The organism is uncultured Tateyamaria sp. (genome assembly GCF_947503465.1).
GTDB lineage: Bacteria > Pseudomonadota > Alphaproteobacteria > Rhodobacterales > Rhodobacteraceae > Tateyamaria.
This window is the reverse complement of record NZ_CANNDN010000001.1, coordinates 175,688-197,248: the sequence shown is the minus strand read 5'-3', so window position 1 is coordinate 197,248 and position 21,561 is coordinate 175,688. Positions and strand designations below refer to the sequence as shown.

Genomic DNA, 21,561 nt, shown 5'->3' with positions numbered 1-21,561 from the left:
TCTTTATCGGTTGCGGTTTGCACGGCTCAGCGCGCGGTTCATCTGGGCGGCGATCTGGTTCTGAGAACGGGCAAAGCCCTGCACGTCGGGCGTGGTGATGTTCATCACGACAGTCGGGCCACTCTGGCCGCCGCCTCCGCGCACGCCCAGCTTGCCATCGGGGCCACGGGCCAGGGGCATGATCGCTTCCGGTCCCGCTTCGCCCATCACGCCCATACCGCCCCGCATGCCAAAGGGCGTGGCCGAACTGACCACGCCGCCCGTGGCAAAGGGCATGACACGGCCCTGGCTAAAAGGGGCGCCATCGGCAAACGGCAAAATGTTCTCAAGAAGACCACCCGCCCCACTGGCAAGCAGGCCACCGACATGATCGGTCACCGGCTTTATGGCGGCGTTGTATGTGGCGTTGATCATCGAATTGGCCACAGTGTCCAGCGCATCGGACAGGCTCAGCCCGTCAAAGACCAATCCGTCAAAGGCCTTGCGCAACCCACGCGACAACCCCTTTTCCAGCGTCGCCACATCCTTGTTTGTCGCGGCCAGGCTCTCGCGCATCCGGCGCAGTTCGCTGTCGAAACCTGTGACCATGGCCGACGTGGCATCGAGCGTCACGCGCAATCCGTCGGTACTGTCTTCGAGAGTCTCGATCTCGTCGTTGTAATCGCTCATGTCTGATCCCCTTCCGACCTCTCATCGGGCCAGGCCGCCATCAACGCATCCAGGCCCTCGCTCAGCAGCGGGGCGGAGGACCCGGGCGTGCCCAGCATCATCTGCAATTCGGCAGGGGTCAGCGCCCAGAACGCGTCAGGCGTCAGGCGCAGCCCCTGCATCCCGGCCCGCATCAAGGCGGGCCAGTCCAGTCTCTTGGTCATGCGTCCGGCACCACAAAGGCGCGGGCGATCAACTCGGCCGCAGCGCGGGCCGCCCCCATGGGACCACCGGCAATATCGGCGTGATCCAGCGCTGCAGGATCAAAGGACGCACCGCCCCCCTGCAAGCCCGCCTTCAACACGGCCAATACATCCACGCTTGAAAACCGGCCCGTTTCGAACCGCTCCACCAACGCCACCAGTGATGGCTCGGCCAGCGCTGTTTCAAGACCGGCAAGCGCCCCAAGGGTCAACCGCATCACCTGCGGCTGCCCCTCGATGACAAGCGTGACCTCTCCCCTCCATGGATTGGTCATCAGGCCACAAGCGCCGTGAAGGTGACCGCACCAGCCGAGGCCAGCGACATCTCGTATGTGGCCTCGCCATTGTGGCTGCCCGAGTACTCCAGCGACGTCACCTGAAACGGGCCCTCGACGATGCCGAAATCAGGGATGATGACCTGAAAACTCGGGGTCTCCCCGTCAAAGAAGATCTGGCGCGCACGCTCGTCCGTGCCCTCATCCTTGAAGACGCCGGCACCGGTGATGTTGGCGGACCGCACACCGGCCCCCGCCAACAGTTCACGCCACCCGCCTTGGCTCTCCAGGCTGGTCACATCCACGCTCTCGGCGTTAAAGCTGACGCGTGTGGCCCGCAGACCCGCAATGGTTTCGAACTGCCCGTCCGAGGTCATGTCGACCTTCAGAAGCAGGTCCTTTCCGTTCTGAGCACCCATGGGTTTTCTCCGTTTGAATTGAAATGGTTAGTTGTCTTCGGTCCGCGCGCGGAACGTCAGGTCAATGCGGCGGCCCGTGCCCTTGTCGATCTTGATGGCGCGGGCCCGTTCAAAACGCAGGGACACCAGGGTACCCCGGTTCAGCGTCAAATCCGCATCGTGCAGCACGTCACACACGGCGCCCGCGACCTCCTTGGCCGCGAAAAATCCGGGCACGTCCGTGACCACGGACACGACAAAGTTGTGGATGGCTCCGCTGCCGGTCATGTCGTCAGCGACTTTGACAGTCTCTGGGCCAATGCTGATGTAGATGCTGGGCAAGGCCCCGCTGGGCAACGCGTCGTAAACGGCGTCACCCACCGCATCCCCAACAGCGATGTCCGAGGCAACAGCCGCAAAGACGGCACTCTGCAAGGCGGCGGAAACGGCATAACTCATATCGCGATCTCCTCATCAGCCATGCAGACCAGATAGCGCCCCCCGGGATCGCGCTCGGCCACGCTGCGAATGTGAAACAGGCGGTTGCCATCGCGAAACCGCTGCTCGGGGATCGGTCGTTCGGGGTGGCCGACAGGGGCACCACGCACAACCACGGCATAAGGCACCGCAGACACCGCGGCACCCGTGACGACAGTCTCACGACCCGTGCGAGCCACCAGTTCGGCCCACAACACACCCAATGGGACCCAGCTTTCGACAAAACCGCCCGCGCCATCAGACACCCGCGACGGGCTTTCAAGGGTCAGGCGCCGGTTCAGGCGCGGCGTCTTCACCGGACACCCCCGCCCAAGCGCATCGGCTTGTAGCGCTCGATCAGGCTGGTAACCCCAAAGGGCATGCAGCCCTCGCTCAGGCTGGTTTCGTTCCGGAACTCGTAGTAGTGCGCGGCCAGCAGCATGACGGCCTGCGCCAGATCGGCGGGCAACTCGGACCACACCGCCGCGTAACCGGCAGTGAAGGCAACGCTGATCGAACCGGCAACAGGCATGTGTGGCAACACATGACCAACCGACCGCACACGCGGACGGTGCGCGTCGCGCTCCAGCCAATACACATCGCCGGACATCTCCGTCTCCGTGCCGGTGCGATCAATTCGGGCGACGGCCGTCACGGCCGTCACGGGGGCAACCGGCAGCACAATCGCATCCGGTGCGGCCAGCGACGTCACCGACAGCAAGAAATCGCGCGCGATCAGAACCTTGCCTGTCCGCGCCTCGATCGCTGTGACCGCAGCCCGCAGGAAACTGATCAGCACCGCATCCTGCACGCTGTCATTGCCAAACCCGCTGCCCAGGCGCAAATGCGCCTTGAATTCTTCGACCGGCAGCGCGGCATCAGGCACCGTGGTCTCTTCGTTCAAAATCATGGACCATCTCCAGAAATCTCTGCCCCTCGGCTCCAAAGGCCCGGGCGCGCGCCAGTCCGCGTTGCTCGGACGGAGGGGAGCAGCTAGACAACACGGCGCACTGTCGGCGCGCGCCCGGAACCGGGGGCAGTCGCCCACCCCCGGCCATCCGCTCTCAGCCCTTAGGCGACAGCGAATTTCAGCAGCTTGATCGCGGCAAAGTCGCTCACGTCACCGCCCACGCGCTTGGTGGCATAGAACAGGACGTGCGGCTTGGCGCTGAAGGGGTCACGCAGAACACGCAGGTCGGGACGCTCGGCCACGGTGTAGCCTGCATTGAAGTCGCCAAAGGCGATGGCATCTGCATCCGAACCCGCATCAGGCATGTCCTCGGCAATCAGAACCGGATAGCCCATGAGGGTCGCAGGTTGACCGGCGGCCAGACCGTCGGACCACAGGAAACGGCCATCATTGTCCTTCAGCTTGCGCACCAGGCCAGCGGTTTTCGAGTTCATGACAAATGTCGCGTTGGCACGGTATTCCGCACCCAGCGCATACACGACGTCGATGATCGCGTCGGCGGTCACGTCACCATCCACACCCGTGGGCACATAGCCAAGGTTGCCCCAGGCCCAGACGTCGTTGTCGACGGATGTGTGCGTCAGGAAACCCTTGGGCTTGTCGATGCCGTCACCGTTGATGAAGGCCGCCGCTTCGGCACGGGCAAACTTGTCGGCAATACGACCGGCCAGCCATCCTTCGATGTCAAACGCGCTGTCATCCAGCAGACGCTGCGACGCTTTGGGCAGGGCCGACAGCTCGTGCAGCGGGATGGTGATGCGGTCGATGGTGGGGGTGTCGGTCTCGGCCTGCGTGCCGGTTTCCGTGGCCCAGCCTGCGCCCACATCCGTGTGGTCCACCAGCACGTCATAGGATGTCGCCTCGACATTCACCACGGACGCGATCGAACGGATCGACGCGGTCGCGTTCAGCACCGATTTCACCGATTCCGATGTCGCCGGATCGACGAGGTAACCGCCATCCGAATTCACCGCCGTGGACAGCGATTTGCCCTCCAGTTCCAGGCCGCGCAGGCCATCATCTTCACCCGAACGCAGATAGGCGTTGAAGGCCTTTTGATGGGGGGCACCCGCATCGACGGCACCAGCCAGAGGGGTGCGCGCCGCAGTCATGTTTTTCCGATCCAGCATGGTCAGTCGCTCTTCCGTTTGTTGAAGTTTGGTTTGAAGTTCGGCTTGAAAGCCTTTGAATTCCGTGACGAAACCCTGCACGGCTTCGGCCACGTCCTGGGCGGGGGACAAACCTTCCCCGGCCCGAGCCTTGATCTCGGTCTTGCTCATCAGCATGTCCTTGATGGTTGGTGTGAAACGGCCCCGCGCGCTAGCGCTGCGCCAACTCCGCGCGCGCAGCCCGCAGGGCCGCCGCCATGTCACGCAGGCACGCGTCCTGATCCGAAGACATCTCTTCGGCCTTGGCCGCAACCCGCGCACTGGGCAGCATCGGGAAGGTCACCAGCGACACCTCCCAAAGCTCCAGTTCAGTCAAGAGCCGCTGGCCCTTGTCATTCTTTGTGGCCTTCACGGTCCGGTACCCGATGGACAGCCCATCAATGGCCCCCGCCCCGATCAGTTCCGCCGCTTCACGGCCTTTGGCGATGGACGGCAACAGCCGCCCCTTCACCCAAAGCCCCTTGGCATCTTCCCGCACCTCGTCCCATACGCCGATGGGGTACGCGGGATCATGCTGCCACAGCATCTTCACACTGCGCCCTTCGGCAGCGATGGCCTTCAAGGACGCCGCATAGGCGCCCTTGCCCACCACATCCCCGCCCTGATCACAGGCACCAAACAGGCTGGCATAGCCCTCGATCACCGTGCCGTCCTGCACCTCGACACCCTCGCCAAAGCGCGCAAATTTCGTCTCCAGACCGGTCTCTGCCTGCATCTGCTCTCTCCTTCTTGTTCAGTGTGGGATCGCCGCCATGATCGATTGAAACCCGGTCGCCAGAACCACGGCGACAACGCCATAAACGGTCAGCCAAAGCCGCTTTTCCAACCGCTCCATCAACATCTCCAGCCGATCCAACCGGCTGGAAATATTGGCAAAATGCACATCCGTCAGGCGCTCATGGGCCTCCAGTTTCAACCCCGGCCCACAGGCGAATTTTTCCCAAAGCCGCGCATCATCCATCCGCACCGTCCTCGGCCACGGCAGGCAGGCCCAGCAGACGCCGCTTCTCGGCCACGCTCAGGAATTCAGCACCCGCCACCCGCGCCCACTGCGCATCGCGCTCGGCGGACAAGGCAGGCACCTGATCCAGATCCGGGGCCAGGACCACATCCTCGCCGGTATGCGCACCCAGCCACTCGGCCAGGGCCGCCGCAACACGGGTCGCCAGGGGCAGCACAGTCAGACGGTAAAACGCCCGGTTCGCCTCCTGATAATTGGCATAGGTCGCATCGCCCTGAATGCCCAGCAGCATCGGCGGCACCCCAAAGGCCAACGCAATCTCCCGCGCCGCCGCTTCCTTGGTCTTCTGAAACTCCATGTCCGACGGCGAAAAGCCCATCGGCTTCCAGTCCAGACCACCTTCCAGCAGCATGGGCCGCCCGGCATTGCGCGCGCCTGAATGGTTGGTCTCGATCTCGCTCACCAACCGCTCGTACTGATCGCCGGACAGTTGCGACTGCCCGTCCGACCCACGGTACACAATGGCACCGGACGGACGTGCGGCATTGTCCAGCAGCGACTTCGACCAGCGCGACGCCGCCGTATGCACATCCAGCGCCATCGCCGCCGCCTGCATGGGCGAGAACCCGTAATGATCATCCTGCGGGTGAAACGACTTGATATGACAGATCGGGCTCACCGCGCCGGTCGCATCAAAACGATGCTTCGCGCCACCCACCGCATATTCATAGGCCACAGGCCAGCCATCCGCCCCCGGCACCACCGACATCCGATCCGATCGCAGCACATGCAACTCCAGCGGCGCGCCACTCTCACCCGCCACCGCCTCGACATAGGCGTTCCCGGACAGCAAAAGCTGCGCATAAAGCGCTTCCAGCAACTCCGCCCGCCCCTGCCCGGGATTGGGTCGCTTGATCAGGCTCAACAGCGGATGCGCTTCAAACCGCTGCTCCATATCCTGCAACACCAAGGGTAACGCCGCCGCGGCCTCGGCAATCAGCTTGACGGACCGGAACCCGACCGGGTTCCCGGAAAATCCCGCGCGCGTCAGGGACACCGCATCGCGCGGGGACCAGGCCACACGCCCCCCCGTCTGCCAGGCCACAACCTTCCCCGTCGCACTTGCCTTCTGCTCTGGTACATCCGCCACAGCCCGGTTTCGAAAGAAATCAAACACGAAGGGTCTCCTTTTGATCCCAAAGGGCCGCCCGGCCCAAAATCCATTGAACGTCGTCCAAAGAAAAAGGCGGCTCCAATCAGAACCGCCTCACCGAACAGGGCACCGCCCCGCTCTTTCATCTTGCCAAATAAACTCCCCCCGGAGGGTCGCTCACAAACTGCGTATGCCCGGTCGCCGATAGGCGTTCGCCGGCTCAATCATCAACTCGTGCAAGGCCCATACCAACGCATCCACCCGGTCAGGTGATCCCTCACCCTCATATCCAACCCGCGTCATCCGCGTCATCTGATCCTCAAGCGGCCCCAGACCCAACGCATGGGTCACCCGGTCCTGTTCATAAAGCGCAGCCACGGGCTCGGCCCGCGCCACCTTGCCCTTACTGGCATGCACCGTCTTCAACGACACCAGCGGGTCCACGCCCCGGATCACTTCCGTGACCAACTGCCCACCCTGGTTCACCTCGGCCACCAACCGGTCCGCCTTGTACCTGTCCATCGCCGCGATCGCGGCCCGTGCCCAGCCGTTCGGCCCGACACCCTGCACCGTACAATCGGCAATCACATGGGCGCGCCAGTCCTGCGGCGGGCCATCCATCGACACCCCCGCAACAATGATGCCGCAGGCGTCCGCGGAACGGCCCGCACTCACCGCGGGGTCCAGCCCGACGACAACACGGTCCAGCTTCGGCTTGCGCCTGCGCCGCACCGCATCCAGCATCGCCGTGGTCCACAACGCCCCCTCGGCATCGCTCAGCAACACACCTTCCAACTCCTGCCGACCCAGCCGGGTCCCGGCATAGCGACGGCGCACCTCGTCCAGAAACGATGACGCCAGATTGGCGGCGTTCGCCTCGGTCGGTGCATGGGTCATCACGGTCGAGCCTTGCGCCAGCAAATCCTTCAAAACCTCGACATTGCGCGGCGTCGTGGTGACGCAGCAACGCGGGTCATCGCCCAGCCGCAAGGCAAATTGCAGCATGTCCCAGGTCTCCTGGCCGCGCTTCCACTTGGCCAGCTCGTCCACCCAGGCACAATCAAATTGCGGCCCCCGCAACCCTTCCGGGTCATGGGCCGTATGAATGGTGGCAATGGCGCCGTTGGGCCATTCCAGCATCTTCCGGCTCGCATTGAACTTCGGGCGCCGGTCCGACGGCGTACAGACCAAAAGCCCGCTTTCCCCGAACACCATGACCTCACGCACCTGCTCGATGGTCTCGCCCACCAATGCCACGCGCCTGGCCTTGCCCTTGTCCAGCGGCATCGGCCCCTCGACCATCGACCGGACCCATTCGGCCCCGGCCCGCGTCTTGCCCGCGCCGCGCCCGCCCATGATGACCCAGGTGCGCCAATCCCCCTCGGGTGGCAGCTGATGTTCCATGGCCCAGAACTCGAACAGAAAAGGGAGGGCGCCCAAGGCGCCCTCTCCCAACTCACTCAGAAACCGCTCCTGCGCCTCCACAGGCGCGGAGGCGACCAAGCGCGCACCGAACCTCAGCGCGGGCAAAGTCAAGGTTGAGGGCATATCCGTTCTGGACAATGCCGCTGCGGGCTTCTCTGAACTTGTCAAGCTTTTGCTCCGCTCCTTGAAGGCTCACCACCAGCGTCTGCAACGACGTCAGGTGGCGTTTCACCTCGGTTTCCTTCAGTTCCTCCCCGGCACCTGCCTCTTCTTTGAAGGCTTGGATTGTCTGTCGCAATTCAGCGAGCGATGCCTGCATCGACGAGACAAGCTCTTCGCTGCGGGCCTCTTCAGCCTCCGGGGTAATCAATGCCATATGAAATGACCTCTCATGCGTTGGGATTGTCTCCGCACGAGCGAAATGAAAAAGCGACCTCCGGGTCACCCCGGGGCCGCTTGCCCACTTCTCCTAGCTTGGCACAAGTTATACGTGTGACCGTTCGCAGAGTCAAGCGATTTCCGGATGAGCAACGGGCACTAACCGTACGGTACCATTAACAAATTCTTACCTGACGGGTTAAGATGTGGTTAACGCAGGCGGTAACCGCCTGAGAACGTTCAACAACCCTTGCGTGTCCCCGCGGGGACAAATGGGGCAATCAATCGTCCGCCCTCACCCAGGCCCGTAGGGTGCGCATTCACTGCGCACCGCACCGGACGTCACCCACCATCACTCTGATTGGCCCGCTCGGCCTCGATCTCGCGCCAGCGCGCGACATTGCGGTTGTGCTCATCCAGCGTCTCGGCAAAGGCGTGACCGCCGGTCCCGTCCGCCACGAAGAACACGTACGGCGTCTCTTCAGGCTGGGCTGCCGCCATCAGGCTGGCGCGACCGGGGTTCGCAATCGGCGTCGGCGGCAGGCCCTGGATGACATAGGTGTTCCAGGGCGTCGCCGCGCGCAGTTCCGACCGGCGCAAGCCGCGCCCCAGCACACCCTGTCCGCGCGTGATGCCATAGATCACCGTCGGGTCCGTCTGCAGGCGCATGCCACGGTTCAGACGGTTGACGAACACGGACGCCACCTGCCCACGTTCCTCGGCCACACCCGTCTCCTTCTCGATGATCGAGGCCAGTGTCAGCAACTCTTCCGGGCTCTCCAGTGGCAGGTCCGGGTCACGCGCTTCCCACGCGGCAGAGACCCACAATTCCTGCTGTTCCGCCATCTGCACCAAAACGCCCGCCCGGTCATCGCCGTTGCGCACTTCGTAGCTGTCCGGCGCCAGCGCCCCCTCGGGCGGGATCTCGGCCACGTCACCCGAAAGGACATCCATGTTGCGCAGCGCATCCACCACCTGCCAGCTGGTCACCCCTTCGGCCAGGGCAATGCGATAACGCGTGTCCTGCGCGTCGCGCACCTCGGCATAGATGTCCGGGGTCGCATCCTCACCTGGTTGAAACTCCGCCCGCTCCACAAAGCGGTTGGTCGCGGGGTCCAGCTCGCGCACCTGCGCGCTCAACCGGTTCACCCCGATGCGGTAGACCACTTCGGTGCCGCAGGTGCTTGCCCCGCCCCGGGTCACCACGTCCACGATCTCTTCCATCGAGGCGCCGGGTTCGACTAGGAAACTCCCGGCCTTCAACTGTGATGTCTTGCCGGCATAATCCGCACCCGTCCGGAAAATCCAGCCATGGCTCACCGCCCCCTGGTCTTCCAGATCGGCACTCACCCGGCTGAAATTCGACCCGCGGTCCACCTGCACGCAAATGGCCTGGCTCAGCGGGCCCGGCCCCTCATATTGGCCGCGTCCCCACAGGATCACGCCGCCCAGCACAAACAGGGCCACGATCAGAAATGTCAGCGCGTTCGAGGCGATGGATCGCCACATCAGCTGACCTTCCCGAAGATCACGCTGGCATTGGTGCCGCCAAAACCAAAGCTGTTGGACAGGGCATACTCCACCTTGCGCGCCCGCTTGGCATTCGGTGCCAGATCAATGGGCGTCTCAACGGCCGGATTGTCCAGATTGATCGTCGGCGGACAGACCTGATCGCGGATCGCGAGGATCGAGAAGATGCCCTCGATCGCACCCGCCGCCCCCAAAAGGTGCCCCGTGGCCGACTTGGTCGAGGACATGGTGACATTGCCCGCATGATCCCCCAGCAGGCGCTCGACAGCGCCCAACTCGATCGTGTCGGCCATGGTCGATGTGCCATGCGCATTGATATAGTCGATATCCGACGGCTCCAGCCCCGCGTTGCGCAGCGCCGCGCGCATGGACCGCTCGCCGCCCTCGCCATCCTCGGACGGCGCGGTGATATGGTAGGCATCCCCGGACAGGCCATAGCCCTTCACCTCGGCATAGATCCGGGCGCCCCGTGCAACCGCGTGCTCATATTCCTCAAGTACCACGATGCCCGCACCCTCACCCATGACAAACCCGTCACGGTCCGCGTCATAGGGGCGGCTTGCCGCCTTCGGATCATCCGCACGCTTGGTCGACAGGGCCTTGCACGCATTGAAGCCCGCAATCCCGATCTTGCAGATCGCCGCCTCGGCCCCGCCGGCGATCATCACATCCGCATCTCCATGCTGGATCAGGCGGCTCGCGTCGCCAATGGCGTGCGCGCCCGTGGAACAGGCGGTCACAACGGAATGGTTCGGCCCCTTGAACCCGTAACGGATGCTCACCTGACCCGAGATCAGGTTGATCAACGCACCGGGCACAAAGAAGGGCGACACACGGCGCGGCCCCTTCTCTTCCATCATCACGGCGGTGTTGGCGATGGAATTCAGCCCGCCGATGCCCGACCCGATCAGCACGCCGGTGCGCTCAAGGCTCTCGGTATCCTCAGGAATCCACCCCGCATCTTCCACCGCCTGCTGCGCCGCGGCCAGACCGAACATGATAAAGGTGTCGACCTTGCGCTGTTCCTTGGGCTCCATATAGGTGTCGGCGTTGAAGGTGCCGTCAGTGCCGTCCCCAAGGGGCACTTCGCAGGCATAGGTGGTGGCCAGACCTTCGGGATCAAAGCCGGTGATCGGCCCCGCGCCCGACTGGCCATCCAGAATACGGCTCCAGCTTGCCTCGACCCCGTCGGCCAATGGCGTCACCAGTCCAAGACCCGTCACGACAACTCTGCGCATCTGCTCATGCCCCTCATCAATTCTGGCCCGCCTCTTACCGCGCCGGGTGCGCCCTGTTCAAGTCCCGACGCAGAGTGCGCGCGCAAAGGCAGCGCAGACTGGCTGATGACTTTTGCACGCAAAAGCAGCCCTTGCGACCGGTCGCGTCGGCCTACGCCCTCGGGGACCGGCGCGCCCCATGGATCAACGGTGTGGCTGGCAGCTTTTGCTTGGCAAAAGCAGCCCTTGCCACCGGTCGCGTCGGCCTACGCCGTCGGGGACCGGCGCGCCCCATGGATCAACGGTGTGGCTGGCAGCTTTTGCTTGGCAAAAGCAGCCCTTGCCACCGGTCGCGTCGGCCTACGCCGTCGCGACCTCTTTCGCTTCGGAGCCGCCTTTGCTGCGTCGGATAGGACGCATGAGCGGATACGGGCCAAGGTCAATCGCCGAGGGGCCCCGCACCGCGGGGATACGGCTATTTACCTTGGGGCGGAGCCGATGATGCGTCATAGCCAGAGCAACAAAGGTGGATCAGATGCGAAAGATGTTTCGCTTTGGTGAGCCTGAAGCGTTTCTCACAAAGTGTCACCTGCGCAGGCCCACGCGTCTCCTTCGAAACCCCTCTCACGCCTCCGTCACCAGCGCCACACCGGTGCGTGGACGCGCAAATTCAATCATGGAATGCGCCGTCAGGCGCTCAATCAGATCACGTCTGCGGCGGAGACTTGCGCAGCTTCAGCTGAATGGGTCCCGCGTCATCCTCCGCCATCCGCATGTCGACATACCCCAACTTCTCTGCAATCCGCGCTGATGCCTCATGGGCGGGATCCATCATGCAGACCAGAGGCCCGGTCACCACGCGGTCGAACCAGTCATGCGCGGCCTGCACGGCTTCAATCCCCAGCCCGCGCCCCTGCGCTTCGGGGGCCAGCACCCAGCCCGCTTCGGGCCTGTCATCAAAATCCGCGCCCAGACCGCGTGCGCCGTAGAAGAACCCGACCTGCCCCACCAGTCGCTGGGTCGCGTGATCCTCGATCCCCCATTGGCCGAACCCCGTGACCTGCCAGTGTCCCGCATTCGTCAGAAAAGCCTTCCAGCTTTCGCTGCGATCGCGCGGCGTGCCCCCGACATATTTGGCCACGTCCGGCATGGCCCAGATCTCGGCAAAGCGATCAAATTCGCCCGGCCGCATTGCGCGCAAGGTCACGCGCGCCGTGTTGATTGTCGGCACATGTCTGCCCATGAATGTTGTCCTGCCCGAACACTATGTTTGTTTTGTCCAAGCTTGTCCCCGCGGGGACACCAAAGGCAAGGCCCCAATGCGCAGCCACAAAAAAACGGCGCCCTTCCGCAAGAAAGAACGCCGCCGGATCGGGCAGATGCCCGAATGTCTTACGATGCCTTGGTGATAAAGCCCACAGCGTCGCCAAATGTCTGGATGGTTTCAGCCGCGTCATCGGGAATCTCGATCCCGAACTCTTCTTCGAACGCCATAACCAGCTCAACGGTGTCCAGGCTGTCTGCGCCCAGATCGTCGATGAAGGATGCGTTTTCGCTGACCTTCTCTTCGTCCACACCCAGGTGTTCCACAACGATCTTCTTTACGCGATCGGCGATGTCGCTCATATGACTGTCCTCATTTTTCCGGGGCAAATATTCGCGCCCCCAAGTGGTGTCCCCATCGTTTCGGGGCTCTGGTCTTGCCCCCTTGGGGCGGTGAGGCATTGGGCCAAGCGTATGGCCCGTTGCCGGAATCTGCGCCGCCTATAGCACATCCCTAAAAGATGGCAAGACGCCGAGTGTTAGCGCCTACAACATGGCCATGCCGCCATTGACGTGCAAGGTCGTGCCCGTGACATAGGCCGCTTCGGGGCTGGCCAGATACAGCGTGGCGGCGGCGATTTCATGCGCCTCGCCCATGCGACCGGCGGGAATTTGCCCCATGATTCCAGTCTTTTGATCCTCTGTCAGCTTGTCCGTCATCGCCGTGGCGATGAACCCCGGCGCAATGGCATTCACGGTGATCCCGCGGCTTGCCACCTCGTAGGCCAGGCTTTTGGACATGCCGACCATACCCGCCTTCGACGCCGCATAGTTGGCCTGGCCCGGGTTGCCGGTGGCCCCCACCACGGACGAGATATTCACGATCCGTCCCCAGCGCGCCTTCATCATGCCCCGCATGACCCCCTTGCACAGCTTGAAGGTCGAGGTGAGGTTCACGTTGATCACCGACTGCCATTCGTCATCCGACATCCGCATGAAGATGTTGTCGCGGGTGATGCCTGCATTGTTCACGAGGATATCGACCGCGCCCATCGCCTCGATCGCCTGCTTGGGCAACGCGTCCACGGCGTCCGGATCGCTCAGGTTACAGGGCAGTACATGCGCCCGCGGGCCCAACTCACCCGCCAGCGCCTCAAGCGGGACGGTCCGCGTGCCGCTCAGGCCCACCGTGGCCCCGGCCCCGTGCAGCACGCGCGCGATCTCGGCCCCGATGCCGCCCGACGCGCCGGTGATCAGCGCGGATTTTCCTGTCAGATCAAACATATGAACCTCTTTTTCTTCAAGCTTGCGCCACGTCCATATAGACGTCGCAGATATTCAGGGACGCGTCCTTGGCCACGAACCGGTAGACCTCGCGCGCCCACCCTGTCCGGACAAGGCCACGCTGTTCCACATCGGCCGTCAACGCCTGATAGACCCCGGGCAGCGTATCGAATGCCCCGTGATGGCGTATGTGCAGGGCCTGTGTTTCGGCCACATCGAACATCGTGAAACCGGGAAGTGGGTGGGGCAGCGGCACGCCGATGCGGATCTCCATATCGTCACCGTCCACACGGTAGAGCGCGGTCTGCGGCCCGGCATAGAAGATGCCGGACTGGCCCAAGAGCGAATCCATACGCCCGAAGACATCCGGGATCAGCTGGAACCGTCCGGCAAACGGCACCGTATCGATCACACCGCCCAGGGTGTCGGGCGGCAAGGTGACCAGATCAGCCATCCAGCGCCGCCTTGATGTCATCGGGCGTGCCAACGGCGCGGGTGGCGATGGACCGGTCGATACGCCGGATCATGCCCGACAGCGCCTTGCCCGCACCGATCTCCCAGATCTCGGTCACGCCTTCGCCCGCCATGTACAGGACGCTTTCGCGCCAACGGACCGACCCGGTGATCTGATCCACCAGATGATTGCGCACGAGCGTCGCGCTTTTGCAGCTATGCGCGGTCACGTTGGGCACAATCGGAACAGCCGGTGCGTCGATATCCACGTGGCTCAGCGCTTCGGCCATGACGCCTGCCGCAGGCTCCATCAGGCTGCAATGGAACGGGGCAGAGACAGGCAGCATCACGGCCCGCTTGGCACCGCGTGTCTTGGCGATCTCGACCGCCCGTTCGACCGCGCCGGTGTGACCCGACACCACCACCTGGCTTGGGTCGTTGTCATTGGCCGCTTCGCACACTTCGCCCGCCGCGGCCTCTTGCGCCACCTGGGCCGCGGTGTCGAAGTCGAGGCCCAGAAGGGCCGCCATCGCGCCCACGCCCACGGGCACCGCGTCCTGCATTGCCTGCCCACGTGTGCGCAGCAACCGCGCGGTATCCGCGACACTGAGCGCCCCTGCCGCACAGAGGGCCGAATATTCACCCAAGGAATGCCCGGCCACGAAACTGGCCCGGTCGATGGTGATCCCTTCGGCCTCAAGCGCGCGCATCGCCGCGATGGAAGTCGCCATCAGGGCGGGTTGCGCGTTGCGCGTCAGGGTCAGCGTGTCCTGGTTGCCGTCCCAGATCAGGCTCGACAGCTTTTCGCCCAGCGCCTCATCCACCTCGTCAAAGACGGCCTGTGCGGCGGGATAGGCCTCGGCCAGCGCCTTGCCCATGCCCACGGTCTGGGCTCCCTGCCCCGGAAATACGAATGCCACGCTCATGGCCTGCCCCCCTTTTGGTGTTCTTCGTCCACGGGTGTAATCGCCCCGACCCGACCAGACAAGAGAGGCCCGCACGACATCTGTGCAAGAATTGGCGGTTGTCCGAACGACCAGATGCATAACATTAGGGACAAGGGTGTTACACCCATGCGCAACGTTCGGAGACCACACATGGCCCTTGCCAACACCGCTGACCGCTACGGCAGCCTGTCCAAGACCTTTCACTGGCTGACCGCCCTGCTGATCATCACGCTTATGCCCCTGGGTCTGATCGCCAATGACATGGCCTATGCGCTGAAATCCGGGGCCGAGACGTCCGATGCGTTCATCGCCCGCACGGCGTGGTTGTTTTCGCTGCACAAGACATTGGGGGTTGCGGTGTTCTTCGTGGCCCTTGCGCGCATCGCCTGGGCGATCAGCCAACCCAAACCCGGCCTGCTGCATCCGGACCGCAAGATGGAGAGCCTGGCCGCCGAAACCGTGCACTGGCTACTCTATGGCAGCCTCGTCGTGGTGCCGCTGTCGGGGTGGATACACCATGCCGCCGCCAGCGGTTTTGCCCCGATCTGGTGGCCGTTCGGGCAGAACCTGCCCCTTGTCCCCAAATCCGAAGCACTGGCCGGTGCCATGGGGGGGGCGCATTGGGTGTTGACCAAGGTGCTGGGCGTGGCACTGCTGTTGCATATCGCGGGGGCCCTGAAACACCATGTCATCGACAAGGACGCCACGCTGCGGCGCATGTGGTTTGGCCGCACGGAGGTGCCTGCCACAACGCCCGAGCATAAACATGCCGCCCCGATCACCGCCGCGCTGGCGCTGTGGGCGCTGGCCCTGTCGGGCGGTGCGGCACTGGGTGTCTACGCCCCCCATGGCGGCACCGCGGCCGCAGAGCTCGAAGAGGTCCAGTCGGACTGGCAGGTGCAGGACGGCACGCTTGGCATCGTGGTGACACAACTGGGCTCTGAGGTGGACGGGCAGTTCGCCGATTGGACCGCCGCCATCAGCTTTGATGAAACGGTCGAAAACGGGGTTGCAGGCGCGGTCGAGGTGACAGTGTCCATCGGATCGCTCACCCTGGGGTCCGTGACGGACCAGGCGATGGGTCCCGATTTCTTCAACACGGCCGAATTTCCCACCGCCACCTACATCGCCGACATCGTGCCGGTGGTGGACGGCTACGAGGCGCAGGGCACGCTGACCATAAAGGGCCAGTCGATGCCGGTCACCCTGCCCTTCGGCCTCTCCATCGACGGCGACGCCGCGTCCATGAGAGGCGGGCTGACGCTGGACCGGCGCGACTTCAACGTGGGCGCCACGATGGCCGATGAAAGCTCGCTCAAATTCGCCGTGGAGGTCAACGTCGCGCTCACCGCGACGCGGGCCGCAGCAGAGTAGGACCAAGGCCCTTCTTTCGACCAAAAATACGACCGCCTGAGGCATCTGCCAGGAGGGGCTGAAAAGACCCTCCTGAATAAAATCATGTCGCGCATCTGCGCGGCCTTTCGACAGCAGCCACGAAAAAGGGCCATGCGAACGGATCGCACGGCCCTCGAAATGATCGCGAGTGGTGGCGTTACTCGGCCTTTTCCGCCTCGACCGAGATCTGGACCTGCACCTCGTCGCTCACCGCTGGCGCAAAGGCGCCAACCCCAAAATCAGAGCGCAAAAGCGTGGTTGTCGCGTTGAACCCGGCCCAGTCTTTCTGGTTCAGCGGGTTTGATCCCGCCTGGTTCAGGGTCGCGTCCAGAACAACCGACTTGGTGACGTCATTCATGGTCAGGTCACCGGTGATCTTTGCCGTGCCCTCGCCCGTGACTTCGATGGCGGTCGACGTGAAGGTGATCAGGTCCTCGTCCGTGGCCCCGAAAAAATCTGCCGACATGAAGTGGCCGTCGCGCTGTTCCCAGCCGGTGAACATCGATTTGGTGGGCATCGACACGGTCACGCTGGAATTGGCGGGATTGTCCTGATCGAACATGATCTCGCCTTCAAAGCCCGAGAACATGCCCCAAGTCGTCGAGAAGCCGAGGTGGTTGTAGGAAAACAGCACCTGGCTGTGGCTTGAATCGAGCGTGTAGCGTTCAGCCGCAAAGGCGAAAGATGCGGATGTGGCCAAAGCCGTGGCGAGGAGGAGGGATTTCATGGGACATGCTCCACAAGAGTTTCAGTATGTGGAGAACATGTCGCAGATTGCCGCAGAGGCAACTGCACATTGGTCAACATATCGTGCGCGCGGCTGAACATCGCCCATGTGCCGAAGGCATTGGGCCTGGCGGTCAGAGTTTGCCCGCATCCTGAAGTGCGCCGCACAGACGGGCCCTGACCTGTGGGTCCGCCATCGAGACGCAGCCCAGCACTTCGCCATTGGCGGCGGACAGGCGCACGGTGTCGCCCAGGTCTTCGGCCTTGCCCAGATCGCGCAGCGGTGTGCGGTCCAGGACGCTGTGCCTGCCACCGGTCGACTTGACCAGGCGGACTTCGCGCCGGACCGTGTCGATATGCAGTTCGGGTCCCTGATCCGCATCACGGTCGTGCAGGATCAAGAAGCCCGCCAGGCTCAGAAACAGCGACAGGCCCAGTTTCATCGCCACGAGGTCGGGGCCGGGATAGGCCGTGGGTTCCAGCCAGACGCCAATCCCCGCCACCACCAGCACGGCCCCCACGGTGCGCAGGGCAAAGCGGCCCAGGTTGCGAGGTCCGCCGAACCGGCTCAACATGCCGTTTGGTCCGGTGTCGGTGGTGGCGTCGAAAGTGGCAGTCATGGCAGTGATCCTCCAGCGTGTTTTTTCAATTCATGTCCGCGAATCGTGACCAAATTGCGGCCCGGCAAAGGAAAGGCCGTGATGGCGCGGAAAACCTGATCGCCCCTTGCACCGCAGCGCCAGCGGTGTATACGGACGCGTCCCTGCAAACCCGTTTTGCCGCGCAGTCTCTCGTGACCGACCCGCAGGGCCCATTGGCCGGTCTATGAAATGCGCCTTGATAGAAGTGGAGAAGTCCCATGCCTCTTTATGAGCATGTGATGATTGCCCGTCAGGACCTGAGCAACACTCAGGCCGAGGGTCTCATCGAACATTTTGGCACCGTTCTGGCCGACAATGGCGGTCAACTCGTGGACAACGAGTACTGGGGCGTCAAGACCATGGCCTACAAGATCAACAAGAACCGCAAGGGCCACTATGCCTATATGCGCACCGATGCCCCGGCCCCTGCGATCCAGGAAATGGAACGTCTGATGCGCCTGCATGACGACGTCATGCGCGTTCTGACGATCAAGGTGGACGAGCATGCCGAAGGCCCCTCGATCCAGATGCAGAAACGTGACGAACGCGACAGCCGTCGCGAGCGCCGCTGAGCGAAGGGAGCTAAACCATGGCTGCAAAACCGTTTTTCCGCCGTCGTAAAGTGTGCCCCTTCTCGGGCGAGAACGCACCTGCGATCGACTACAAGGACACGCGCCTGCTGCAACGCTACATTTCCGAGCGTGGCAAGATCGTGCCGTCCCGTATCACCGCCGTGTCGGCCAAGAAGCAACGCGAACTGGCCCGTGCCATCAAGCGCGCCCGCTTCCTGGCCCTGCTGCCCTACGCCGTGAAATAAGGAGAAGACCCATGCAAGTGATCCTTCTCGAACGTGTGGCCAAGCTGGGCCAGATGGGCGACGTCGTGGACGTCAAACCCGGGTACGCCCGCAACTACCTGCTGTTGCAGAAGAAGGCGCTGGTGGCCTCCGAGGCCAATATCGCCGACTTCGAATCGCAGAAAGCGCAGCTGGAAGCCCGCAACCTGGAAACCCGCAAAGAGGCCGAAGCGCTGGGTGACAAGCTGGATGGTCAGCAGTTCATCGTGATTCGCCAGGCGTCCGATGGCGGGAACCTCTATGGCTCCGTCACACCGCGCGATGCATCCGACGTGGCAACCGCCGAAGGTTTCAGCGTTGACCGCAAGCAGGTCGTGATCCCGAACCCCATCAAGGAACTGGGTCTGCACGACGTGCACATCTCGTTGCACCCCGAAGTGGACGTTGTCATTCAACTGAACGTCGCCCGCTCGGAAGAAGAGGCGGAACTGCAAGCGTCCGGCAAATCGATCCAGGAACTGGCCGCCGAAGAGGAAGCCGCCGCTGAGTTCGAAATCCAGGAACTGTTCGACGATATCGGCGCCGCCGCATCCGAAGACGAAGACCTGGCCGAGACCGCAGGCATCGCATCCGAGGACGCCGCCGAAGGCGACGCCGAGGACGCGCCCAAGGCCTGATCCGGCACCGGGTCTGAATGATATGAACCGCGTCCCGCCGGGGCGCGGTTTTTCTTTGCGTCGGCACCCGTTGACCTTTGCCCGCAACCCCGTGCACGGTGTCCCCATGACGCGCCGATTTGCTGTTGCCCTACTTGTACTTGCCGCATGCGACGCCCCCGATCCGGTGGCCGTGGGTGCCATCGTCATGGCCCCGCGTCCCCTGCCCCAGACCGAGGCCGAGATCGCCTTTGCCGCCGATCTGTTCAACGGCCTTCAGGGCCAGTCCATCAACGACGCGCGCGAGTATTGCGGGCTGATCGGCGTCGACACGGCCGGGCGCTATGTGGCCACGCCGGCCCGGCGCGGCGGCACATCCAGTTGCCTGCCCCCCGAGACCGCAGGACCGGGTGTGACCGTGCTGGCCTCGTACCACACCCACGGTGCCTATGACCGTGAATTCCTGACCGAAATCCCGTCCTACGACGACATCCGCACGGATATCGAGGATGACACGGACGGATATGTCGCCACCCCCGGCGGACGGCTTTGGTATGTGGATGCGCGGGCGAAGGAGGCACGGCTGATCTGCGGGGCGATGTGCCTGGTCAGCGATGTCCGGTTTGAGGAGGATCCCGAGTTTCCGGTCATGCCGCGATATACCTTGCAGGACCTGGCCGCTTTCTAGCGGCGCGGGGCCTGGTCAGCGCATCAGGTCCATATCGTTGGCACCTCCTTGGCTGATTTGACCATCGCGACGGTCGCGTGGGCGTAGCGCATGACCCGTCGCATGTCCCCCTGGACCTTGAGCCGCCGCGTGGCCAGGGCCATCGTCGGATGAAGGTTGCCTTCGCACAGTTTTTGCCAAGTTGCCGTGCGCGCGCTGAAGGTGAATTCGGTGGCACGTTACCCGTCGCCGCCTGCGTCGGTCCAGGCCGCCACGTCCCGGCATGTGCCGCGCTGGATATCCAGCCAGACAAAACGGCCAAAATCCGTATCATGGAACAGGATCGGATCGCACCAGTCGGCCGCGTGCCTGGCATAGTCGTGATTGGCGTTGATCCGGTCCCTCAGGGCCATGCCCCAGTCGATGGTTGCAAAGGGCAGCCTTGCGCCGCCCACAAGTGCCTGCCCGCTCATGAATACGACGCGTCCAGAGCCAGATCCGCACCATGCGCCGCGATCCAGTCGATTGTGTCGGCAGCGTCGGCCAGCCCGAGATCGTAGAGGTCGACCATCAGGAAGATCCGGGAGCCCCGAAATAACCACTGCCCATCGACGCCAAAGCGCAGCGGAGGGCGGCCCTGTTTTTCATAGGTTCCGGTCACAACCGCGGAGACGCCGTTTGGTTCGTGAAGCCGCACTTTGCCCGCCCGCCATTCGCGGTGGTCGAACTTGTCATCAAACCCCGCGAGCGACCGTTTGAACCCTTCGATGACGGCATCGCGGCCCCGCACCTCGGCGGCGTAGGGTCCACCGGCCACGACATAGGCGCAGTCTTCGGTCAGATGGTTCGCCGCATCCGACCAGTCGCCGGATTGCGCCGCGGCTTCGAAGGTATCGATCCAGGTTTTCCAGTTTTCGTACAGCATCGTGTCTCTCCTTGTCTGTCGACCAAGGATGCGGCACGTTCGGTAATCAAAACAATTACCAGGTGATCATATTCCGACATGGAGTTCCGAACGCATCTTGCACATATGCGGCGCCGCGCCCGCATGTCCCAATTGGATCTCGCGCATGCCTCGAACGTCTCGCAACGGCATATCAGCTTTCTTGAAAGTGGCCGCGCGAACCCGGGGGCGGATGTCGTGGCCAGGCTGAGCGCGGCCCTGAACCTGCCCTTTTCAGACATCAACCTCTTGTATGATGCAGCGGGGTACAGGGCGCCGCGCCCGACATTTGAATGGGAGGAGCAGGGGTTTTCAACCTCTCGGTCGGCCATCGAGATGCTTTTGGCGCACCATGCCCCTTTCCCCGCCCTTGCGACGTTCCGGTGCGGCAGTGTTCTGACAACGAATGAAGCCTATGATCGCCTGATTGATCACGCCTTTGCAGACGCACGGGCCGCGCGGCCGCCGGACGCGGTGTTTGGCAATCTGTTTGATCTGACCCTGCATCCCAGGGGCCTGATCCAGTTCATGGTAAACCCCGAGGATATAGTGCCGCACACGCTGCGACGCCTGCGGGCCGCGGCCGAGCGTTCGAACGCCGCGTCCATCTTGCGACGCGTCGAAAACCGCAACGACCTGCTGCCGTTCCTTGACCAGCAAGACACTGGCGAAAGCATGGCGTCCAGCGTGTTGATCGAGCGTTACCGCGTCGGACCCGACGTGATTTCCCTGGTGTCCATGGTGGCGGGTTTTGGTAGCCCGGAAGACGTGACCGCACAGGAAATACAGATCGAACTCTTGTTTCCGGCAGATGACCAGACGCAGGCGTTCTTTGGCACGGAGAGCTTTCGCAGGGACTTCGACTGGCGTTGATCATCGATCGGCAGCGGCGCGGAATGGAGCGGGACCGCAAGAGGACGCGCCCA

30 protein-coding genes and 1 pseudogene are annotated in these 21,561 nt (G+C 63.3%); 6 read left to right on the top strand and 25 right to left on the bottom strand.

Going from position 1 to position 21,561, the window contains the following annotated elements:
- Positions 1–3: 3 nt before the first annotated feature.
- The 20 genes from Q0844_RS01040 to fabD all read right to left on the bottom strand — a co-directional run bounded on the left by Q0844_RS01040 (position 4) and on the right by fabD (position 14,790).
- On the bottom strand, positions 4–669 hold the full coding sequence (locus tag Q0844_RS01040) for a phage tail tape measure protein (RefSeq protein WP_299041163.1): 666 nt from the start codon (positions 667–669) through the stop codon (positions 4–6).
- Positions 666–872 (bottom strand): rcc01693 family protein, encoded by a 207-nt coding sequence (locus tag Q0844_RS01035; protein WP_299041162.1) that lies wholly within the window; start codon positions 870–872, stop codon positions 666–668. Before Q0844_RS01035 ends, Q0844_RS01040 begins: the two co-directional genes overlap by 4 nt.
- Positions 869–1,186, bottom strand: a complete 318-nt coding sequence (locus Q0844_RS01030; RefSeq protein ID WP_299041161.1) for a gene transfer agent family protein — start codon at positions 1,184–1,186, stop codon at positions 869–871. The genes Q0844_RS01035 and Q0844_RS01030 overlap by 4 nt, the downstream gene beginning before the upstream one ends.
- Positions 1,186–1,605: a phage major tail protein, TP901-1 family gene (locus Q0844_RS01025; RefSeq protein ID WP_299041159.1), complete on the bottom strand. Its 420-nt coding sequence runs from the start codon at positions 1,603–1,605 to the stop codon at positions 1,186–1,188. Before Q0844_RS01025 ends, Q0844_RS01030 begins: the two co-directional genes overlap by 1 nt.
- A 27-nt stretch (positions 1,606–1,632) precedes the next feature.
- A complete protein-coding gene (locus tag Q0844_RS01020) occupies positions 1,633–2,043 on the bottom strand; it encodes a DUF3168 domain-containing protein (RefSeq protein ID WP_299041157.1) in 411 nt (136 codons plus the stop codon).
- Positions 2,040–2,378, bottom strand: a complete 339-nt coding sequence (locus Q0844_RS01015) for a phage head closure protein (RefSeq protein WP_299041155.1) — start codon at positions 2,376–2,378, stop codon at positions 2,040–2,042. The genes Q0844_RS01020 and Q0844_RS01015 overlap by 4 nt, the downstream gene beginning before the upstream one ends.
- A complete protein-coding gene (locus Q0844_RS01010) occupies positions 2,375–2,971 on the bottom strand; it encodes a head-tail connector protein (protein WP_299041154.1) in 597 nt (198 codons plus the stop codon). Before Q0844_RS01010 ends, Q0844_RS01015 begins: the two co-directional genes overlap by 4 nt.
- A gap of 161 nt (positions 2,972–3,132) precedes the next feature.
- A complete protein-coding gene (locus Q0844_RS01005) occupies positions 3,133–4,311 on the bottom strand; it encodes a phage major capsid protein (RefSeq protein WP_299041153.1) in 1,179 nt (392 codons plus the stop codon).
- Positions 4,312–4,351: 40 nt separating this feature from the next.
- Positions 4,352–4,915: an HK97 family phage prohead protease gene (locus Q0844_RS01000; protein WP_299041152.1), complete on the bottom strand. Its 564-nt coding sequence runs from the start codon at positions 4,913–4,915 to the stop codon at positions 4,352–4,354.
- Between the two features lie 18 nt (positions 4,916–4,933).
- Complete coding sequence (locus tag Q0844_RS00995) at positions 4,934–5,161, bottom strand: hypothetical protein (RefSeq protein ID WP_299041151.1); 228 nt, start codon at positions 5,159–5,161, stop codon at positions 4,934–4,936.
- A complete protein-coding gene (locus tag Q0844_RS00990) occupies positions 5,154–6,338 on the bottom strand; it encodes a phage portal protein (RefSeq protein ID WP_299041150.1) in 1,185 nt (394 codons plus the stop codon). Before Q0844_RS00990 ends, Q0844_RS00995 begins: the two co-directional genes overlap by 8 nt.
- 153 nt (positions 6,339–6,491) lie before the next feature.
- Positions 6,492–7,718, bottom strand: a complete 1,227-nt coding sequence (locus tag Q0844_RS00985; RefSeq protein ID WP_299045171.1) for a terminase family protein — start codon at positions 7,716–7,718, stop codon at positions 6,492–6,494.
- A gap of 52 nt (positions 7,719–7,770) precedes the next feature.
- Positions 7,771–8,115, bottom strand: a complete 345-nt coding sequence (locus Q0844_RS00980; protein ID WP_299041148.1) for a hypothetical protein — start codon at positions 8,113–8,115, stop codon at positions 7,771–7,773.
- Positions 8,116–8,459: 344 nt separating this feature from the next.
- Positions 8,460–9,626 (bottom strand): endolytic transglycosylase MltG, encoded by a 1,167-nt coding sequence (gene mltG, locus Q0844_RS00975; RefSeq protein ID WP_299041146.1) that lies wholly within the window; start codon positions 9,624–9,626, stop codon positions 8,460–8,462.
- On the bottom strand, positions 9,626–10,885 hold the full coding sequence (gene fabF, locus Q0844_RS00970; RefSeq protein WP_299041144.1) for a beta-ketoacyl-ACP synthase II: 1,260 nt from the start codon (positions 10,883–10,885) through the stop codon (positions 9,626–9,628). Before fabF ends, mltG begins: the two co-directional genes overlap by 1 nt.
- A 685-nt stretch (positions 10,886–11,570) precedes the next feature.
- Positions 11,571–12,107, bottom strand: coding sequence for a GNAT family N-acetyltransferase (locus tag Q0844_RS00965; RefSeq protein WP_299041142.1), 537 nt, complete (start codon positions 12,105–12,107; stop codon positions 11,571–11,573).
- A gap of 149 nt (positions 12,108–12,256) precedes the next feature.
- A complete protein-coding gene (locus Q0844_RS00960; protein WP_076627013.1) occupies positions 12,257–12,490 on the bottom strand; it encodes an acyl carrier protein in 234 nt (77 codons plus the stop codon).
- 183 nt (positions 12,491–12,673) lie between these two features.
- Positions 12,674–13,411 (bottom strand): 3-oxoacyl-[acyl-carrier-protein] reductase, encoded by a 738-nt coding sequence (gene fabG / locus Q0844_RS00955; protein WP_299041137.1) that lies wholly within the window; start codon positions 13,409–13,411, stop codon positions 12,674–12,676.
- Between the two features lie 16 nt (positions 13,412–13,427).
- On the bottom strand, positions 13,428–13,865 hold the full coding sequence (locus Q0844_RS00950) for a hypothetical protein (RefSeq protein ID WP_299041136.1): 438 nt from the start codon (positions 13,863–13,865) through the stop codon (positions 13,428–13,430).
- Positions 13,858–14,790 (bottom strand): ACP S-malonyltransferase, encoded by a 933-nt coding sequence (gene fabD, locus Q0844_RS00945; RefSeq protein ID WP_299041134.1) that lies wholly within the window; start codon positions 14,788–14,790, stop codon positions 13,858–13,860. Before fabD ends, Q0844_RS00950 begins: the two co-directional genes overlap by 8 nt.
- Before the next feature lie 171 nt (positions 14,791–14,961).
- On the opposite strand from fabD, the gene Q0844_RS00940 reads away from it, so the two are divergent.
- Entirely contained in the window at positions 14,962–16,185 is a 1,224-nt protein-coding gene (locus Q0844_RS00940; protein WP_299041133.1) for a cytochrome b/b6 domain-containing protein, read from the top strand.
- A gap of 178 nt (positions 16,186–16,363) precedes the next feature.
- Here Q0844_RS00940 and Q0844_RS00935 read toward each other — a convergent pair whose 3' ends face one another.
- Together Q0844_RS00935 and Q0844_RS00930 are read right to left on the bottom strand one after the other, a co-directional pair.
- The gene (locus Q0844_RS00935; protein WP_299041132.1) at positions 16,364–16,933 is read right to left on the bottom strand and encodes a YceI family protein; all 570 of its coding nucleotides are present in this window, start codon (positions 16,931–16,933) and stop codon (positions 16,364–16,366) included.
- 133 nt (positions 16,934–17,066) lie between these two features.
- Positions 17,067–17,552: a hypothetical protein gene (locus Q0844_RS00930; RefSeq protein WP_299041130.1), complete on the bottom strand. Its 486-nt coding sequence runs from the start codon at positions 17,550–17,552 to the stop codon at positions 17,067–17,069.
- Positions 17,553–17,791: 239 nt separating this feature from the next.
- On the opposite strand from Q0844_RS00930, the gene rpsF reads away from it, so the two are divergent.
- From rpsF to Q0844_RS00910, 4 genes are all read left to right on the top strand, one after another.
- Positions 17,792–18,145: a 30S ribosomal protein S6 gene (gene rpsF, locus Q0844_RS00925; protein ID WP_076630132.1), complete on the top strand. Its 354-nt coding sequence runs from the start codon at positions 17,792–17,794 to the stop codon at positions 18,143–18,145.
- Between the two features lie 17 nt (positions 18,146–18,162).
- Positions 18,163–18,390 carry a 30S ribosomal protein S18 gene (gene rpsR / locus Q0844_RS00920; RefSeq protein WP_028957713.1) on the top strand — a complete coding sequence of 76 codons (228 nt, stop codon included), beginning with the start codon at positions 18,163–18,165 and terminating at the stop codon, positions 18,388–18,390.
- Between the two features lie 11 nt (positions 18,391–18,401).
- On the top strand, positions 18,402–19,046 hold the full coding sequence (gene rplI, locus Q0844_RS00915; RefSeq protein ID WP_299041104.1) for a 50S ribosomal protein L9: 645 nt from the start codon (positions 18,402–18,404) through the stop codon (positions 19,044–19,046).
- Positions 19,047–19,152: 106 nt separating this feature from the next.
- A complete protein-coding gene (locus tag Q0844_RS00910; protein WP_299041103.1) occupies positions 19,153–19,713 on the top strand; it encodes a DUF4329 domain-containing protein in 561 nt (186 codons plus the stop codon).
- Positions 19,714–19,736: 23 nt separating this feature from the next.
- On the opposite strand, the pseudogene Q0844_RS00905 reads toward Q0844_RS00910, so the two are convergent.
- The 3 genes and pseudogenes from Q0844_RS00905 to Q0844_RS00895 all read right to left on the bottom strand — a co-directional run.
- A pseudogene (locus Q0844_RS00905) lies at positions 19,737–19,910 on the bottom strand (SCP2 sterol-binding domain-containing protein); the annotation flags it as partial.
- A gap of 21 nt (positions 19,911–19,931) precedes the next feature.
- Complete coding sequence (locus Q0844_RS00900; RefSeq protein WP_299041102.1) at positions 19,932–20,165, bottom strand: hypothetical protein; 234 nt, start codon at positions 20,163–20,165, stop codon at positions 19,932–19,934.
- Positions 20,162–20,617 (bottom strand): nuclear transport factor 2 family protein, encoded by a 456-nt coding sequence (locus Q0844_RS00895; protein WP_299041101.1) that lies wholly within the window; start codon positions 20,615–20,617, stop codon positions 20,162–20,164. The genes Q0844_RS00900 and Q0844_RS00895 overlap by 4 nt, the downstream gene beginning before the upstream one ends.
- 78 nt (positions 20,618–20,695) lie before the next feature.
- Here Q0844_RS00895 and Q0844_RS00890 point away from each other — a divergent pair, with 78 nt between their 5' ends.
- Positions 20,696–21,508 carry a helix-turn-helix transcriptional regulator gene (locus Q0844_RS00890; protein ID WP_299041100.1) on the top strand — a complete coding sequence of 271 codons (813 nt, stop codon included), beginning with the start codon at positions 20,696–20,698 and terminating at the stop codon, positions 21,506–21,508.
- Positions 21,509–21,561: the final 53 nt, after the last annotated feature.

Excerpts from the sequence above, each read along its gene's own strand:
- Q0844_RS00895 (WP_299041101.1), bottom strand. The coding sequence starts at position 20,617 with ATGCTGTACGAAAACTGGAAAACCTGGATCGATACCTTCGAAGCCGCG.
- Q0844_RS00960 (WP_076627013.1), bottom strand. The coding sequence starts at position 12,490 with ATGAGCGACATCGCCGATCGCGTAAAGAAGATCGTTGTGGAACACCTG.
- rplI (WP_299041104.1), top strand. The coding sequence starts at position 18,402 with ATGCAAGTGATCCTTCTCGAACGTGTGGCCAAGCTGGGCCAGATGGGC.
- Q0844_RS01040 (WP_299041163.1), bottom strand. The coding sequence starts at position 669 with ATGAGCGATTACAACGACGAGATCGAGACTCTCGAAGACAGTACCGAC.
- Q0844_RS00985 (WP_299045171.1), bottom strand. The coding sequence starts at position 7,718 with ATGGAACATCAGCTGCCACCCGAGGGGGATTGGCGCACCTGGGTCATC.
- Q0844_RS00980 (WP_299041148.1), bottom strand. The coding sequence starts at position 8,115 with ATGGCATTGATTACCCCGGAGGCTGAAGAGGCCCGCAGCGAAGAGCTT.
- Q0844_RS00950 (WP_299041136.1), bottom strand. The coding sequence starts at position 13,865 with ATGGCTGATCTGGTCACCTTGCCGCCCGACACCCTGGGCGGTGTGATC.
- Q0844_RS01010 (WP_299041154.1), bottom strand. The coding sequence starts at position 2,971 with ATGATTTTGAACGAAGAGACCACGGTGCCTGATGCCGCGCTGCCGGTC.
- Q0844_RS01035 (WP_299041162.1), bottom strand. The coding sequence starts at position 872 with ATGACCAAGAGACTGGACTGGCCCGCCTTGATGCGGGCCGGGATGCAG.
- Q0844_RS00940 (WP_299041133.1), top strand. The coding sequence starts at position 14,962 with ATGGCCCTTGCCAACACCGCTGACCGCTACGGCAGCCTGTCCAAGACC.
- Q0844_RS01030 (WP_299041161.1), bottom strand. The coding sequence starts at position 1,186 with ATGACCAATCCATGGAGGGGAGAGGTCACGCTTGTCATCGAGGGGCAG.
- fabG (WP_299041137.1), bottom strand. The coding sequence starts at position 13,411 with ATGTTTGATCTGACAGGAAAATCCGCGCTGATCACCGGCGCGTCGGGC.
- Q0844_RS00910 (WP_299041103.1), top strand. The coding sequence starts at position 19,153 with ATGACGCGCCGATTTGCTGTTGCCCTACTTGTACTTGCCGCATGCGAC.
- rpsR (WP_028957713.1), top strand. The coding sequence starts at position 18,163 with ATGGCTGCAAAACCGTTTTTCCGCCGTCGTAAAGTGTGCCCCTTCTCG.
- Q0844_RS01025 (WP_299041159.1), bottom strand. The coding sequence starts at position 1,605 with ATGGGTGCTCAGAACGGAAAGGACCTGCTTCTGAAGGTCGACATGACC.
- Q0844_RS00930 (WP_299041130.1), bottom strand. The coding sequence starts at position 17,552 with ATGACTGCCACTTTCGACGCCACCACCGACACCGGACCAAACGGCATG.
- Q0844_RS00935 (WP_299041132.1), bottom strand. The coding sequence starts at position 16,933 with ATGAAATCCCTCCTCCTCGCCACGGCTTTGGCCACATCCGCATCTTTC.
- Q0844_RS01005 (WP_299041153.1), bottom strand. The coding sequence starts at position 4,311 with ATGAGCAAGACCGAGATCAAGGCTCGGGCCGGGGAAGGTTTGTCCCCC.
- fabF (WP_299041144.1), bottom strand. The coding sequence starts at position 10,885 with ATGCGCAGAGTTGTCGTGACGGGTCTTGGACTGGTGACGCCATTGGCC.
- Q0844_RS00995 (WP_299041151.1), bottom strand. The coding sequence starts at position 5,161 with ATGGATGATGCGCGGCTTTGGGAAAAATTCGCCTGTGGGCCGGGGTTG.
- Q0844_RS00890 (WP_299041100.1), top strand. The coding sequence starts at position 20,696 with ATGGAGTTCCGAACGCATCTTGCACATATGCGGCGCCGCGCCCGCATG.
- Q0844_RS00965 (WP_299041142.1), bottom strand. The coding sequence starts at position 12,107 with ATGGGCAGACATGTGCCGACAATCAACACGGCGCGCGTGACCTTGCGC.
- Q0844_RS01000 (WP_299041152.1), bottom strand. The coding sequence starts at position 4,915 with ATGCAGGCAGAGACCGGTCTGGAGACGAAATTTGCGCGCTTTGGCGAG.
- Q0844_RS00900 (WP_299041102.1), bottom strand. The coding sequence starts at position 20,165 with ATGAGCGGGCAGGCACTTGTGGGCGGCGCAAGGCTGCCCTTTGCAACC.
- Q0844_RS01020 (WP_299041157.1), bottom strand. The coding sequence starts at position 2,043 with ATGAGTTATGCCGTTTCCGCCGCCTTGCAGAGTGCCGTCTTTGCGGCT.
- rpsF (WP_076630132.1), top strand. The coding sequence starts at position 17,792 with ATGCCTCTTTATGAGCATGTGATGATTGCCCGTCAGGACCTGAGCAAC.
- mltG (WP_299041146.1), bottom strand. The coding sequence starts at position 9,626 with ATGTGGCGATCCATCGCCTCGAACGCGCTGACATTTCTGATCGTGGCC.
- fabD (WP_299041134.1), bottom strand. The coding sequence starts at position 14,790 with ATGAGCGTGGCATTCGTATTTCCGGGGCAGGGAGCCCAGACCGTGGGC.